The organism is Thermoflavifilum thermophilum (genome assembly GCF_900116565.1).
GTDB lineage: Bacteria > Bacteroidota > Bacteroidia > Chitinophagales > Chitinophagaceae > Thermoflavifilum > Thermoflavifilum thermophilum.
In genome coordinates, this window is record NZ_FPCJ01000001.1 from 588,791 (window position 1) to 603,332 (window position 14,542).

The window sequence follows — 14,542 nt, forward strand, 5'->3', positions numbered from 1 at the left end:
TTTGATTTATCATTCTGTTGTTAAAGACTTGCCTGTCTTACAATTAAGCCAGTTTAAAAACCAATGAACATGTCGTTCCCGGATGCTACTCCAGCAGAAATTGAACAAACAGCCCAACGTGCATGGGAAGCATTTGTTGTTTACCGAAAAACTTCCTGGAAACAAAGAGCTGGCTTGCTTAGCCAGATAGCCGAGGCTTTACGTGCCCGGGAAACGGAATTGATTGCTTTGGCCATGTCTGAAACCCATTTGCCGGAGGCCCGCCTGAAAAATGAATTTGCCCGAACTCTTTTTCAGCTTCAACAATATGGACATGCATTGGAAACCGGCATCTGGGGCAGCTTTAGCATCGACACCGCCGTGCCAGACCCGGTCTCACCCCAGGCCGATGTACGCAAGACGTATGTGCCATTGGGACCTGTAGCCGTATTTGGAGCGAGCAACTTTCCCTTTGCTTTTTCCACAGCGGGCGGCGATACGGCCAGTGCCCTGGCTGCCGGCTGCACAGTGATTGTAAAAGCCCATCCAGCCCATCCGCATACTTCCGAAATGGTGGCGGCCCTCATCCAGCAAGCCGTTCGACAATGCAATTTACCAGACGCCATTTTTCAACACATCCATGGCGCGTCTCCCACTGTGAGCGAAATGTTGGTGAAACATCCCTGTATCAAAGCCGTTGGCTTCACGGGCTCCTATGCAGCCGGAAAGGCTTTGTTTGATATTGCCCGACAAAGAAAAGAACCTATTCCTGTATTTGCCGAAATGGGCAGCGTGAATCCGGTGTTTTTATTACCGGAAAAATTATCACGCGACACCGCAACAGTGGCCGATATGCTTGCCGGATCCATTACCCTCAGTGCAGGTCAATTTTGTACAAAGCCCGGATTGATATTTGGCATCCAAAGTGAAGCACTGGAACGTTTTACCACATTGCTCACAGAAAAACTAAAACACACACAAGCCCAGGATATGCTGCACGAAGGCATTGCCCATGCATTCCGGGAAAAAGTACAGTTAGCCCGGCATCAGCAACAGATCCGGGAATTGATACCCTTTTCATCATCCACCCATCCACTCGAAGCTAAGCCTGTTTTATCTATCACATCGGCATCGGCCTTCATGGCCAATGCTGTTTTGCATGAAGAAATATTTGGGCCTTATGCCCTGATCATTGGCTGCAAAAATTTTGAAGAAATGTTGGAAGTGGCCGGACAGCTGGAAGGACAGTTAACCTGCACGCTTATGGCTACCGAACAGGATTTGCAAAAGCATGCTGCCTTGCTGGATGTATTGATCCTGAAATGTGGAAGAATGATCTTTAACGGCGTCCCTACCGGCGTGCGGGTATGCATGGCCATGCACCATGGAGGTCCTTTTCCGGCTACCACCGATAGCCGGTTTACTTCCGTAGGTGCCGATGCTATCAAACGGTTTGTTCGACCTATATGCTTTCAAAATTTTCCGGATGCTTTTCTTCCACCGGAATTGCAAAATGAAAATCCGTTGCTGATTGGGCGAATCATCAATCAGCGGCTGAGTTCATCCAAAATTGTATAAATGTTCAACCCTCATGACGCATAAAACCTTTTTTTGCATTGATGCCCATACCTGTGGAAATCCTGTGCGGGTGGTAGCCGGCGGCCAGCCCATGCTCCGCGGCAATAACATCATGGAAAAACGATTGTATTTCATGCAGGAATTCGACTGGATACGCAGGGCACTGATGTTTGAACCCCGCGGGCACGACATGATGAGTGGCAGCATGATTTATCCGCCCGATCATCCGGATCATGATGCCTCGATTCTGTTCATTGAAACCAGCGGCTGCCTGCCCATGTGCGGACATGGCACCATTGGCACAGTGACAGTGGCCATTGAGCAACAGCTCATCAACCCCCATCAACCAGGCTTGCTGCTGCTCGATACCCCAGCCGGCCTGGTAAAAGCCTATTATCAGCAGGAAGGCAAAAAAGTAAAATCAGTAAAACTGATCAATATTCCTTCCTTTTTGTATGCCGAAAACATCCAGGTGGATTGTCCGGATCTGGGCGTGTTGACCTGCGATATTGCCTATGGCGGAAATTTCTATGCCATCATTGATCCTCAGCCCAACTTTCCGGGAATGGAATATTTTCGTGCAGAACAGCTTATTGGCTGGAGTCGGGTAATTCGGGAACGGCTCAACCAGCAAATCAGCTGCGTGCATCCGGAAAATGAGCGTATCCGCGGCTTAACGCACGTGATGTGGACCGGCAAACCTTCTGGTGCGCATGCTACAGCTCGCAACGCCGTGTTTTACGGGGATAAAGCCATCGATCGTTCCCCATGCGGCACTGGTACATCTGCCCGCATGGCGCAATGGTATGCCAAAGGAAAATTGAAAAAATCCGAACCTTTTATTCACGAAAGTATTATTGGATCCACCTTCACGGGCATGATTGAAGATGAAACCACAGTGGGCAACAAACCAGCTATCATCCCATCCATTGAAGGATGGGCAAAAGTATATGGTTATAACATCATCACGGTAGATGAAGATGATCCCTTTGCTTTCGGATTTCAGGTAATGTAAAAGCGCTATACAAAGTTCAGGATATGGCAGAAACCGTGGGCATTATTGGTGGCGGCATCGTGGGTTTATGTACAGCTTATTACCTTCATCAAAAGGGATATGAAGTGCATATCTTGGATGAATATGCATTCGACAACAGTTGTTCATGGGGAAATGCAGGCATGATTGTGCCCAGTCATGTGATTCCTCTGGCCGCACCAGGTGTTGTCTGGCAGGGATTGAAATGGATGTTTCGGGCAGAAAGTCCTTTTGCTTTTCATGTTTCATTCAACAAATCCTTGTGGCAATGGGTGAAATTATTTCATCAACATAGCAACGCGCAACATGTACACTATGCCATTCCTCATCTTCGCGATATCAGCCTGCTGAGCAGAAGATTGTATGAACATCTTGCTTTACCGCAAAAGAATGAATTATCCTTCGAAACGAAGGGTATATTGATGTTGTTTCAAACAAAGAAATTACAAGAAGAAGAAATCAAAGCTGCAGAGCTGGCCCAAGCAAATGGTATTCCTGCGGAAATACTCAGCGATCAGGAAATTCAGCTTATGGAACCTGATACGCGTGTGCGTACACTTGGTGGCATTTATTATCCGGGCGATGCCCATATCCATCCGAGAAAATGGATGCAATGGTTGACCCAACAGTTGAAGCAAGCCGGCGTAAAATTTTATCCGCACCATGCCATCATCGATCTGCAAATACAACAACATAAAATACATCACATCATTACGAATCAGGAAACATTATATTTTGATCACATCGTTGTGGCAGCCGGTGTGAAAACCGCATTACTGTTAAAAAAGATGGATATCCACATTCCTTTGCAACCAGGAAAGGGATATAGCTTCGACCTGCAGCTGAACAAAAGACTTATCCATATTCCGGCCTTGCTCATGGAAGGGCGTGTTGCGGTTAGTCCCTGGGGAAATTTGTTGCGGATAAGTGGGACAATGGAAATCGGTGCAAACCTACATACAATCAATCAGGCCAAAATCAGGGGAATGCTAAAGACTTTACATGCCTTTTATCCTGATTTAAAAGCTGAAACCCTATTTCAGCCACAAATCTGGACAGGAGCCAGGCCCTGTTCGCCGGATGGATTGCCTTTTATTGGCCGGGTTCAACCTTTTCATAACCTTTATGTGGCCACCGGACATGGTATGCTGGGCCTAAGCCTGGCGCCTGCTACGGGTTATTTGATCACACAACTGATAAGCGGCGACAAGCCGGATATTGATATACACGCTTTTGATCCGATGCGGTTTAGGAAGAAATCACATTAAAAACCAGTTCGAAGCTATTCAAGAGGCTCTCTCTTAAGTAAATTTTCAATAAAGTAGTTCCACATTTTCTTCTCAACATATTGATAAAACGGAGGAGGATAACCATGTCGAACATCCGGAATAATCAACATATCAAAATACTTTCCCGCTTTGATTAAAGCATGAGCCAGTTTGAATGTAGACGCAGGATTTACATTCTCATCAATACCGCCATGGATCAATAACAATTTACCCTCCATATGTGAAGCGAGTGTAATATTAGATTGTTGTGCATAAATTGAATCTACGGGCCAGCCTACATACATCTCCGGCCACCAGGCTTTTTCCATCCTCCAATCATGGTCGCCAGATTCCGCCACTGCAACTTTGTAAAAACCAGGAAAGCGCATCAAAGCATGCGCAGCATCATAACCTCCGGCAGAATGACCAAAAATCCCAATGCGAGTTGTATCAATCCAATGATAACGATCGGCAAGCTGACGAATAGATAAAACATGATCAAGCAAATTATCTCCCATATGGCGATATGACCAATTGTGAAAAGCTTTTGATCGGCCTGCTGTTCCCAGACCATCTACTTTCATGACGATAAATCCGCATTCTGCCAGTGATTGATCGGGATTAAAAATGGCTTGAGTAAAAGACCGTGGAAAAACAAAAGTCTGTGGACCAGTATAGCTATCGTCAATTATCGGATATTTGTGATGTGGATTGAAATGGGTAGGCTTCCATAGCGCTCCATACAAAATGGTTTTACCATCCCTGGCTATTGTCGTGAAAATTTGCGGGAAATGCCAACCCATAGCCAGCAAATCACTGATATCCGCCTTGCCCAGCGGCATAATAATTGCCCCATCTTCCAATCGCCGTAATACCGAAATAGTAGGCTGCGTGGGCGTGGAATAATTGTCTACAAAATAATCTCCCCTTGATGGAATATATATCTCATGATGTGCTGACTCCGGTGTCAAACATTTCATCTGTGTTCCATCAAAATGTATACTGTACAGAAAATCATCATAAGGATTTACCCCCTTTTCCCTTCCCGATGCTGTGAAATATAATATCTCATGTACAGTATCAATCCTTAATAATTCTTTTACCACAAAATTTCCTCGAGTAACTGGGATAATTTTTCCTGTATTCCACTGAACCTCATATAGTTGCTTCCATCCTGTTCTTTCTGAACTAAAAAAAGCAATTTGTTTGTTTTCTAAGTAGCGAAATATAAAATTATTCTCAACATACGTATCGCTGCTATCCGAGCATACTACTCTAACATCTCCTGTGGAAGCATTCACATCAATGAAATCAAGCTTTTTATAGCCCCTATGATAATATGTTCCATATAAATGATCCCCATTTCTTGTCCATGTAAGGTCAATACCAATGAAATGAGGTATTGGAGGTAATTTTACGTGAATCAATTTTCGATGATCAATATCAAAAATCACGGGAATATATTTTACCACATCCGTATCTCCGGGAGATCCTCTGTAATACGACATCAACTGTGCACGATACAAACTATCAACTGACCAGTTTAATAAATACATTTTTTTAGCCGATCGAGTATCACAAATCTGTGTAAATAAATATCTTGAATCAGGAGACCATTTCACAGTAAAATGATCGGGACGTTTACCATTTTCACCATACATAATATCGCTCCATCCATAATAACTGGCATATGTATATTGATCGTTTCCATCAAAACTCAATTGAATGGTATCGTGTGTTACAGTACTCACCAAGAAAAGATTTCCTTCTTTATGAAAAGCAATCCAGTTACTATCTGGTGAATAAGCAATGTATGGATCAGAATGATTTCTTGTCAAAACCTTGCTCAACGAATAGTCAGACAGGTTCAGGTGAAACAAAGAGCTATCCATCCGAAAAAACACCCCATGATCCGATGTTATTTGCACAATCTGGATAGGTAAATGCGCAGAATCAACATGTTTATGCAGTACACTCGATAACGAATCAGATAATCTTGATTGATCAAACAATGGACTAACCGATGTATCTTTTATGAGTACTTTAAAAAATCTTTCCCCGCTCCGTGTATTTGTAACAAACCAGAAAGCACTATCATGCTGATACCAATGGGGGACCACTTGCAAATGATAAACCTTCCTGGCTATGCTATCTCGTTCAAATTGTTCTGCACGTTGATAAGTGGACTTACTTAAGTATCGCGTAGATGTACAAGAAAAGTTTATAGCAGTCATCCCACACATCACTAGCATACTATACCAGTACATTCGTGAGAAAGAGTGAGATATATTCATGGTAATTTACATATCATTTAAGGCTCAGAAATATTTTATTCTTTATTCCACTCTCACTACCCGCACCTCACATACCGGTCCGGCCATTTGTCCGGGCTCGGGTTGAAAAGTAATAGTAACCTGCTTTTTATTTTGCGTAAGTGCTTCCGGAATCGAATACGGAATGGAATAAAACTTCGATTCGCGATACCGATTCAAATCTTCTGCAGCAATTTTCTTTCCATCTACCAGAATATCAAACTTCCTGCCCCTGTTGTCCCCACCCCAATATGTACAGATCAGTTGATTGGGATGGGTCGCATCTACTTTCATCACAAAGCTGAAATAACCCTCCTGATCGGCTGCACGCCAGCTGCGGCGATGAGCCTCCCAGGTGAAGGTTTTTTCTCCCCTGAACTGATGATCGCGTTCTGGCTGCATTTCACCCATGCGTAATACATCTACTGTTCGTTTTTCCAATTCTTGCTGAGCTCTTTTTGCTGCTTCATATTCTTTTTGTTTGACGGCCCATTGCGCGGGTGTAAACACATCCCAGTAAACCGAATAAAACAAATCGTTGGTTTCATAAAATGGAATAAGCTTCACATCCACGGGCTGGCCCAGATGCACGGAATGAAAAACCAGGCTATCGCCATCGCGCCTGATCCCATGCGCTACATGCGGATCGGAAGTTACAAATACCGGAACTCCCTGCACCGGATCGGGTTCCTGATGGCCAAAATCGCCAGCCAGCAAAATAGGCCCATAAAAAATGGCTATTCGGCTGGAATCGTGTGGCATCGCTACAGCATATATATCCTCACGCAACACATAATCAATACGATCACCATTGTGCCATGTTCTGTGTATCACTATGTATCCATCCTGATCCACGTGTGTGGCTTCTTTCACTCCGTTCACATATATCATCACGCCCTGATGAGCCCATGACGGCTTGCGTATGCGAATGGAAAACGTTTGTGGGTGCTGCATCTGCAAGGAAATATGAACGGTATCGGTTTGCGGCAAACCGGTTTCCTGCTTCACGATGATCTGCCGCTGCTTCCAGTGAAGCACCGAAGGAATAAACAAATTCACATATAGACTGCCATCGGCTCCGCGATCATAAATATCCTGGCCGTATTTGACATGATTTTCCATACCCGTTCCCACGCAACACCAGAATGAGTTGAATGGGGTGCTATAGGTTTTTCGGCTTCCCATGCGCAATGGCGTGAAATAACACATCATGCCTGTTTGATGATTTTGCGTTGCCAGCATATGGTTATACAACGCCCGTTCATAATAATCCATCAGCCTGGCAGACGGATGCCAGGAGAAAAGATGTGTGGTCAGCTTCAGCATGTTGTAGGTAGGACAGGTTTCCATGGTATTATCTGAAAGAGGAAACGTGTCGGGCATGCCAAAGTATTCATAGTTGCCGTTTCCGCCAGGAGCATAAGTGTGATGATACACCACATCTTTCCAGAAGAATTCAGCAATGGAATCCATGTGCTGGTCGCCTGTGAGTTCATAGATGCGGGCACAGCCAATGATTTTCGGAATCTGGGTATTGGAATGCTTGCCAGGCAGAATATCTTTTTGCATGGCCAGCGAATCGAGAATCCGATGATCATAAAACCGATAAGCCAGCTGCAGATATTTCGGATCGCCCGTTACTGCATAGGTATTGGCCAATACTTCATTCATGCCACCATATTCGCAAATCAACATTTGCTGCATTTGTGCTTCACTCAGATTCTTTACTGTTCGGGCTGTCCAGTCGGCCATGCCCTTTTCCACCTCCAGTGCCTGCTGATCATGGCAATACATGTAAGCATCGAGCAATCCGGCCATGATTTTATGTACCGTGTACCAGGGCGACCAGCCGCCGTTTAAATCAAATCCTTTGGATTCAATGATGCCCCGGGATACTTTCCCGAATATGCTATCTTCATTGGGTATAGCCCCCACATATCCAGTTCCACGCTTTTCCTGACAGAGGGCTAATTCACGCACGATGTACTGTACCCGATGCAAAAATGCCGTATCGCCAGTAGCTGCATAAGCCATAGAACAAGCCGAGAGATAATGACCCAAACTATGTCCAGCCAGGCCTTCCGACTCCCATCCTCCATACACAGAATCTTTAGCCGGCAAGCCTGCATGCGTGCGAAAATGCGCCAGCAACCGATCGGGACTCAATTCCAGCAGATATCTCAAATCAGCTTCCATGGCTTCTTTAAACGGACTATTCAATAATCTGACATCCGCCAAATCAAACGGATACGCCTGAATGGAAATGGCTGGCTTCACAACCATCACACCCGATTCATTCTGTTCGGGATAAAAAGATTGAGCTGCTGCATTTTTCAGAAAAGGCATGTTCGACAGCCATATCACACACACGACGATTACTTTTAAAGGAGATGGATTACGCATCGTGAAAAAAAATTTTAAGTGTTCGACTATTTGCTTATTTCCTGATAAAATCGCCATTGCGGCTGATAATCTTTTTTCAGCGGTGTGTGCTCCAATATCGCACGCACCATTTCAATGGGCATATTGCCTTCTTTTAAAATTGCATCATGAAAAGCCTGATCGGTCATTTTTCCGGAATCAACCAGCTCATGATGGAGGGCATAAAATTGCAGGGCACCTATCATGTATGCCAGTTGATAAAGTGGCCCATATCCGCCTTCAAATGAACGACGTACTTCGCCTTCTGCATTGGCTCGTTCATGACCTACCTTATCAATTAAATATTCCACACATTGTTCGGGTGTCCATTTTCCCAAATGAAAATTGATGGAAAACACAATACGCGCACAACGATGCATGCGCCAGAATAATGCCCCAATTTGTTGTTCCGGTGTTTGATCATATCCTTTGTCCCACATCAACATTTCCCAGTAAAAAGCCCAGCCTTCCGTCCAGAATGCCGTATGAAAAGGCCAACGATAACTCCGATAGCGTTCGTTCATATATTCCTGCAAATAATGACCGGGAATGATTTCATGAAACACCGTGGCACGTGAAAAATACGGATTGTTGCCCCGCATGCTCATCATCTTATCTGCATACGACATGGTGTTGGTAGGATAAGAAATACTCAATACATCTCCTCCGGTAAAAAACGGATTCACCAGCTGCCGCTGGGGCGACATCATTTCCATAGTCCATGTTTGCATGGCCAGCTGCGGAATCGTGACCAAATGATGCGCTTGCACGAAACGAATGGCTTCATCTTCCAGCTTACGAATCAACTGAGGTTGCTCACCCGGTGGCACATAGCTTTCTTTTACTTTTTCCAACGCTTTTTTCCAATCCTCTCCATAACCCATGGCTGCAGATGCTTTTTTGATTTGTTGTAAACACCAGTTGTATTCCCGGTTGGCAATATCAATCAATTCTTCAGGCGTGTAGGGAATCATTTCATCATGCAGCAATTTCATCAGCTCTTCCCTGCCAATCGGTACACCATGAATACCACTCTGATCATGCCTATTTTCCTTTCGCAAAACAACTGCACGTAAACTATCGGTATAAACAGAAAATACAGAATCCGTAAAATGATAAGTTGTTTGCATCCACCAGGTAAATGCTGGATCATAGCCCATGTAGAAATCATACATGCCTTTCAGGATATCCTGCAGATGATGAACCGCTTGCAATACCTGAAAGGCCAGTCGCATATCAGATAATCCGGTCAGATCTATGTGCCTGGCTTGTTGTTGCAGGGTTTTGCCCAGTTCATCAACGATGGCTGCCACATGTTGCGCTTGCAGGCGATCCCCCACATGTCGTTTGCGCGATAGTTCAAAAATGCTGTCGGTTAAAGGAATTAGCTTGCGTACCACTGCCCACACCTGTTGTTGTTGATTGTTTTCATCCATATAGTGTTGAACGGCATATTTCAGCAAAATGTAATCTGCCTTGCCTTCCTGACTTAGCCGATCAAAATGAACAGACTCCAGGCTATCTTCCCACTCATGTAAGTATGTATCTCTGGCATATATCCAATCAGGCGGGATATCCTGCAAAGATCGGTTCAGGTCGCGCCAACCGGCTTCGAAGCGCACAATATCACCTGCCATTTCACTGAAATCAGTGTTGCATGATTGTGCAAAAACTTGCGGTATATGCGATAAATAAAGACTTACAAAAAGAATGAAGAAGTGTTTGAAAAAAGCAGGCATAATTCAAACATTTACATGAAATAAAAAAGCAATAAACCTGTGATGATAGGATGCAGCTCTACTAAATTAATCCTTTTGCCATGATTATTCTACTTCCCATTCGTAGATACCGGTAGAATAATCTGGGCTTAACCGAATGATCATGCGCAAAGCTGATGTATGAACAGGTTTGAATTTCACGATGTTCATCCGATCTTTATCAGTGGTATAGGGCGTGATATTTTCTACAGGTATCCATTGGCCATTGTGTGGATACAACAGTTGCCAGCTAATGGGCACGCTGCATCCGCCACCGGTGAGATGATCATCATACCAGTACACGCTGCTCGATGAAATAGTGGCGGGTTGCTTGAAATCATATTCTACCCAAACCGTTGTATCTTTTTCAGGCCACCAGTGAAAATACAGCACCGAATGATCGTTGGAACTATCGGGCAGGATTTGATCATGAATGGCCATCAAACTTCTGGATGGACGGGATGCACGAATGGTGCTGGTGTAGGCAAGAGTGGGAGCCGGCAAAGGCTGCACCGATTTTTCGTCGGTGGCCATCCACACCGTCATCTCACCCGGCCCGCGATTGGCCCAAGCATAATACGGAATGGCGGTAAAATGCACAGGCGTGGTTTCTATACGCCCGCTTAACGTACGCCTGGCCGCTAATGCATTGCCCTGAATCACTTCTACCCCATCTAACAGGTTAGGCTTGAATGCAGTTGTAAAGGTTTGATGCGGATTGACAATCAGGTTCAACACATGATGATCGGGGTTATCCGGCCATTCCAGACAATACACCAGTGGCCCACGCTGCAAAGCAATCTTTCCCACATCTGCTTTCACTTGTGGATTGGCTTCCATTACATGTACATCCATGGGCAAATGCAACACAATCTCATCGCCTTTCTTCCAGGTTCGGGTAATCACCGCATAGCCATTTTCCAGCGCAGGATGAAGGGTTTGGCCATTTAACTGAATTGTATATGATGCTGATGAAGTATTGACAAACTTGTACAAATCACTGGGCACAGGCTTGTTTCGCGCCCATCCCGGTATGCGCAGTTTGAGTGTAAAGACACCTGTCTGTTCGGGTTGTATATCTATGCGAATAGTTCCCGACCAGGGATAATCGGTTTGTTCGTTCAGATAAACAATTTGTTTGGGTAATTGAATCTTAGCCTGATTGGCACCATACAGATTCACGTAAATCTCGTTTCCGCGGGTCGCATAAAAATAACCACTTACAATCGGGATGAAACGAGCCAGATTGGTGGGGCAACACGAACAGCCAAACCAGGGACTCCGCGTGTATCCTCCCATTGAAGCCAATGGATTGGGATAAAAAAATGCGTCTCCTCTCAACGATAAGCCATCGAGCAAGGCATTGTACAGCGTTCGTTCCAGCACATCATAATATGCGGCATCGCCTGTGGTAAGAAACATGCGCTGGTTGAAATACACATTGGCAATCGACGCACAGGTTTCATTGTAAGCCGTGAGGTTGGGCAATTCATAAGGTTGACCAAAAGCTTCGCCATTGCTGGTGGCACCTACCCCTCCGGTTACATACAGTTGGGTTGAAACAATATCTTGCCAGATGTAGCGATCAGCATGTACATAAGCCGTATCACCGGTAAGCGCACTCACATCGGCCATAGCGGAGTAGAGATAACCCGCCCGCACGGCATGGCCTACGGCCTTGCGCTGATCCACTACCTTTTGCTGCGCTTGTTCGTATGTACTGCCACCGGGGCCCCGCACATCCAGAAAGAATTTTGCCAGTTGCAAATATTTCGGATTATGGGTAACCCGGTATAAACTCACCAATCCAAGTTCCACTTCCGGATGACCGGGGTATTTTTCCAGTTTACCCCAGCCAAAAGTGCGGCAGAGTAAATCGGCATTTTTAATTGCTACTTTCAGCAACGTACTATCACCCGTAGCTATAAAGTTAGCCGCTGCTGCCTGAAACAAATGACCGGAATTATAGAGCTCATGACTGAGCTTTTCTACATTCTCCCAGCGCTGCAAGCCCGACCACGGATGCGGATGCAGAGGATTGATGGTGCGCGCCGTGTACAAATAGCCATCGGGTTCCTGAGCAGCCGCAATCAGGTTAATCAGGCTATCCATACGCTTTTTCAAGAGCGGATCGGGATGCATCATCAAGGCATAACTGATGCCTTCTATGACTTTATACAAATCGGTATCATCAAAAGGATATTGCGTACAGAAATGAGCGGTATCGACATGCGTTTCCAGGGCAAGCGCTGCCAGCTGAAAATTGCGATCTCTGCCCGTAACCCGCAATTCATCTAATTCATGCGGCAAAGTAACCGTGTACATCCGGTCAATTCTGGGTTTCCAGAACCGATCCGTAAGCCGCACATCCGAGAAAAGCACCGGATGAATCGGATAATCATGCGGGAGGGAATCGATAGAAGAAGCAGAAGAATGCGAACGTGCAACATTATAGGATGAATAATAAGATGTTCCTATGACTAAAATAAAGATACAAAGAATTATTCTTATCATAATTCGATCATTAAGACATGCAAAATCATCATTGAACTTAGATTGAAACTAATTCAAAAATCTTTTCACTACTAATAACCTGGGTTTTGTTTCAAATTAGGATTTGAGTTCAATACATCTTCTGCTATAGGGAACAATTGGTCATAGTTTCCTACGGGTTCATGCTGAAACCATTCTTTGGTAGAATAAACTCCAAATCGTATCATATCCTGTCTACGATGAGCCTCAGCAGCAAATTCCCATCCTAATTCATCTAAAAATCTACCATATTGTACATCCGATCCTCCTTCATAATGTACTATACTTCCATTTTCAACGTAACCATAAGGATAACTACTCCCCTGCATTAGTTCTGCGCCAGTAACAACTGCTTTTGATGGATTAGATTTAAATGCTCTTTCTCTTACTTGAGTCACAATAGCAGCCGCTTCATCAGCCTGTCCTGTACGTAACAAGCATTCAGCTTTCATCATAAGAACATCAGCATAACGAAAGATTACAAAATCATTACTTAAATTGCTCTTAGCACCCATTTTGATTTCATACTTTCCAATACAATACCCATAGCTAAATGGATTGCCGTTCGGCTGATCTATGTTAATTAAAGTATCCAATAATGTGATAACAGTATCCCCTTGGGGAGAAACTTGTGGGCCCATTAGCCAGGTATCCTTTAAACGCTCATCGTCTGGATCATAGGTTTTAATAAATTGTGGAGTAGCACAGCTACCACCCCAAGGTTGGGCCTGTAAATTAAATACCTTTTGCATTACTGGTCTCAATGTTTTCATGTGGATAATGAACCCTGGCGCAAGTGTTTCGTCATACGGAACAACAAAAATATTCTCCCTGGAATTCTCATTATTTGTTACAAAATTATTTCTATAATTTGGCTCCAGAATGTATTTACCACTATTTATTATATCATCACAAACTTGAATGCATTTATCCCATTCTGGAGTACCTGTATATACTTGTGCATTTAAATATACTTTAGCTAACAAGGTTTCAGCGGCCCATTTATTAAAACGGCCATAAGTTTTAGGACTTACATCTTCACTCAAGTAAGGAATGTTCTCCAATAATTCATTAACAACAAAATTATAAACTTCCTGACGTGTACTTTGCTTGGGAGGCTCAGTAGCAGTATAATCAGTAGAAATGGGAACATTTCCAAAGTTATCTAATAACTCATAATAATAAAATGCTCTGGCAACTTTCAGTTCTGCAATTAATGCTCTTTTTTGATTGGAATCTGACATCGGAACAGCACCAGACTGAATCTGGTATAGAACTCTATTTGCTGCATTAATTCCTGAATAACAGTTCAGCCAAAGATTTTCTGGTTGCCATTCATTCGGGGTCCATAAATGTTTATGCATACGAATGTATGTACCTCCATCATACCACCCATTCGGACGCACGGGTGTTGTTATTTCGTCTGAACTTTCTTCTTGCAAATCAAAGTTTCCATCCCAACCAGCCCACATGGGCCTCATGACTGTATATACCGGTGCAATTAACGAAGCAATATCATCTTCAGTAGGATGAAAATTATCTGTTACAATTTCGGAATAATCAGGAACATTTAGATTGGTACATGCGCCAATACAGAAAAGGATAAATAGTGATATAAAAAGGAAATATAATTTTATCCGTTTCATAGTCAAAAATTTTAAA

General features: G+C 44.0%; 8 protein-coding genes. 3 read left to right on the forward strand and 5 right to left on the reverse strand.

Features of this window, described 5'->3' with window-relative positions; translation table 11 throughout:
• Nucleotides 1–69: 69 nt before the first annotated feature.
• Genes BM367_RS02580 through BM367_RS02590 form a run of 3 tightly spaced genes read left to right on the forward strand, consistent with a single transcriptional unit; the run spans nucleotide 70 to nucleotide 3,858 of the window.
• A complete protein-coding gene (locus BM367_RS02580) occupies nucleotides 70–1,557 on the forward strand; it encodes an aldehyde dehydrogenase (NADP(+)) (protein WP_092460878.1) in 1,488 nt (495 codons plus the stop codon).
• Nucleotides 1,558–1,570: 13 nt separating this feature from the next.
• Entirely contained in the window at nucleotides 1,571–2,572 is a 1,002-nt protein-coding gene (locus BM367_RS02585; RefSeq protein ID WP_092457299.1) for a 4-hydroxyproline epimerase, read from the forward strand.
• A gap of 23 nt (nucleotides 2,573–2,595) precedes the next feature.
• On the forward strand, nucleotides 2,596–3,858 hold the full coding sequence (locus BM367_RS02590; RefSeq protein WP_092457302.1) for an NAD(P)/FAD-dependent oxidoreductase: 1,263 nt from the start codon (nucleotides 2,596–2,598) through the stop codon (nucleotides 3,856–3,858).
• Between the two features lie 14 nt (nucleotides 3,859–3,872).
• Here the strand turns inward: BM367_RS02590 and BM367_RS02595 are convergent, their stop codons facing one another.
• The 5 genes from BM367_RS02595 to BM367_RS02615 all read right to left on the reverse strand — a co-directional run bounded on the left by BM367_RS02595 (nucleotide 3,873) and on the right by BM367_RS02615 (nucleotide 14,526).
• Nucleotides 3,873–6,152 carry a S9 family peptidase gene (locus BM367_RS02595; protein ID WP_092457305.1) on the reverse strand — a complete coding sequence of 760 codons (2,280 nt, stop codon included), beginning with the start codon at nucleotides 6,150–6,152 and terminating at the stop codon, nucleotides 3,873–3,875.
• 42 nt (nucleotides 6,153–6,194) lie between these two features.
• A complete protein-coding gene (locus BM367_RS02600) occupies nucleotides 6,195–8,573 on the reverse strand; it encodes a glycoside hydrolase family 127 protein (RefSeq protein ID WP_092457309.1) in 2,379 nt (792 codons plus the stop codon).
• A 26-nt stretch (nucleotides 8,574–8,599) separates the two neighbouring features.
• Entirely contained in the window at nucleotides 8,600–10,228 is a 1,629-nt protein-coding gene (locus BM367_RS02605) for a DUF885 family protein (RefSeq protein WP_092460879.1), read from the reverse strand.
• Nucleotides 10,229–10,414: 186 nt separating this feature from the next.
• Nucleotides 10,415–12,862, reverse strand: a complete 2,448-nt coding sequence (locus BM367_RS02610; RefSeq protein ID WP_092457312.1) for a glycoside hydrolase family 127 protein — start codon at nucleotides 12,860–12,862, stop codon at nucleotides 10,415–10,417.
• A gap of 71 nt (nucleotides 12,863–12,933) precedes the next feature.
• The gene (locus BM367_RS02615; RefSeq protein ID WP_092457315.1) at nucleotides 12,934–14,526 is read right to left on the reverse strand and encodes a RagB/SusD family nutrient uptake outer membrane protein; all 1,593 of its coding nucleotides are present in this window, start codon (nucleotides 14,524–14,526) and stop codon (nucleotides 12,934–12,936) included.
• Nucleotides 14,527–14,542: the final 16 nt, after the last annotated feature.

Excerpts from the sequence above, each read along its gene's own strand:
- BM367_RS02585 (WP_092457299.1), top strand. The coding sequence starts at position 1,571 with ATGACGCATAAAACCTTTTTTTGCATTGATGCCCATACCTGTGGAAAT.
- BM367_RS02610 (WP_092457312.1), bottom strand. The coding sequence starts at position 12,862 with ATGATAAGAATAATTCTTTGTATCTTTATTTTAGTCATAGGAACATCT.
- BM367_RS02605 (WP_092460879.1), bottom strand. The coding sequence starts at position 10,228 with ATGGCAGGTGATATTGTGCGCTTCGAAGCCGGTTGGCGCGACCTGAAC.
- BM367_RS02615 (WP_092457315.1), bottom strand. The coding sequence starts at position 14,526 with ATGAAACGGATAAAATTATATTTCCTTTTTATATCACTATTTATCCTT.
- BM367_RS02595 (WP_092457305.1), bottom strand. The coding sequence starts at position 6,152 with ATGAATATATCTCACTCTTTCTCACGAATGTACTGGTATAGTATGCTA.
- BM367_RS02600 (WP_092457309.1), bottom strand. The coding sequence starts at position 8,573 with ATGCGTAATCCATCTCCTTTAAAAGTAATCGTCGTGTGTGTGATATGG.
- BM367_RS02590 (WP_092457302.1), top strand. The coding sequence starts at position 2,596 with ATGGCAGAAACCGTGGGCATTATTGGTGGCGGCATCGTGGGTTTATGT.
- BM367_RS02580 (WP_092460878.1), top strand. The coding sequence starts at position 70 with ATGTCGTTCCCGGATGCTACTCCAGCAGAAATTGAACAAACAGCCCAA.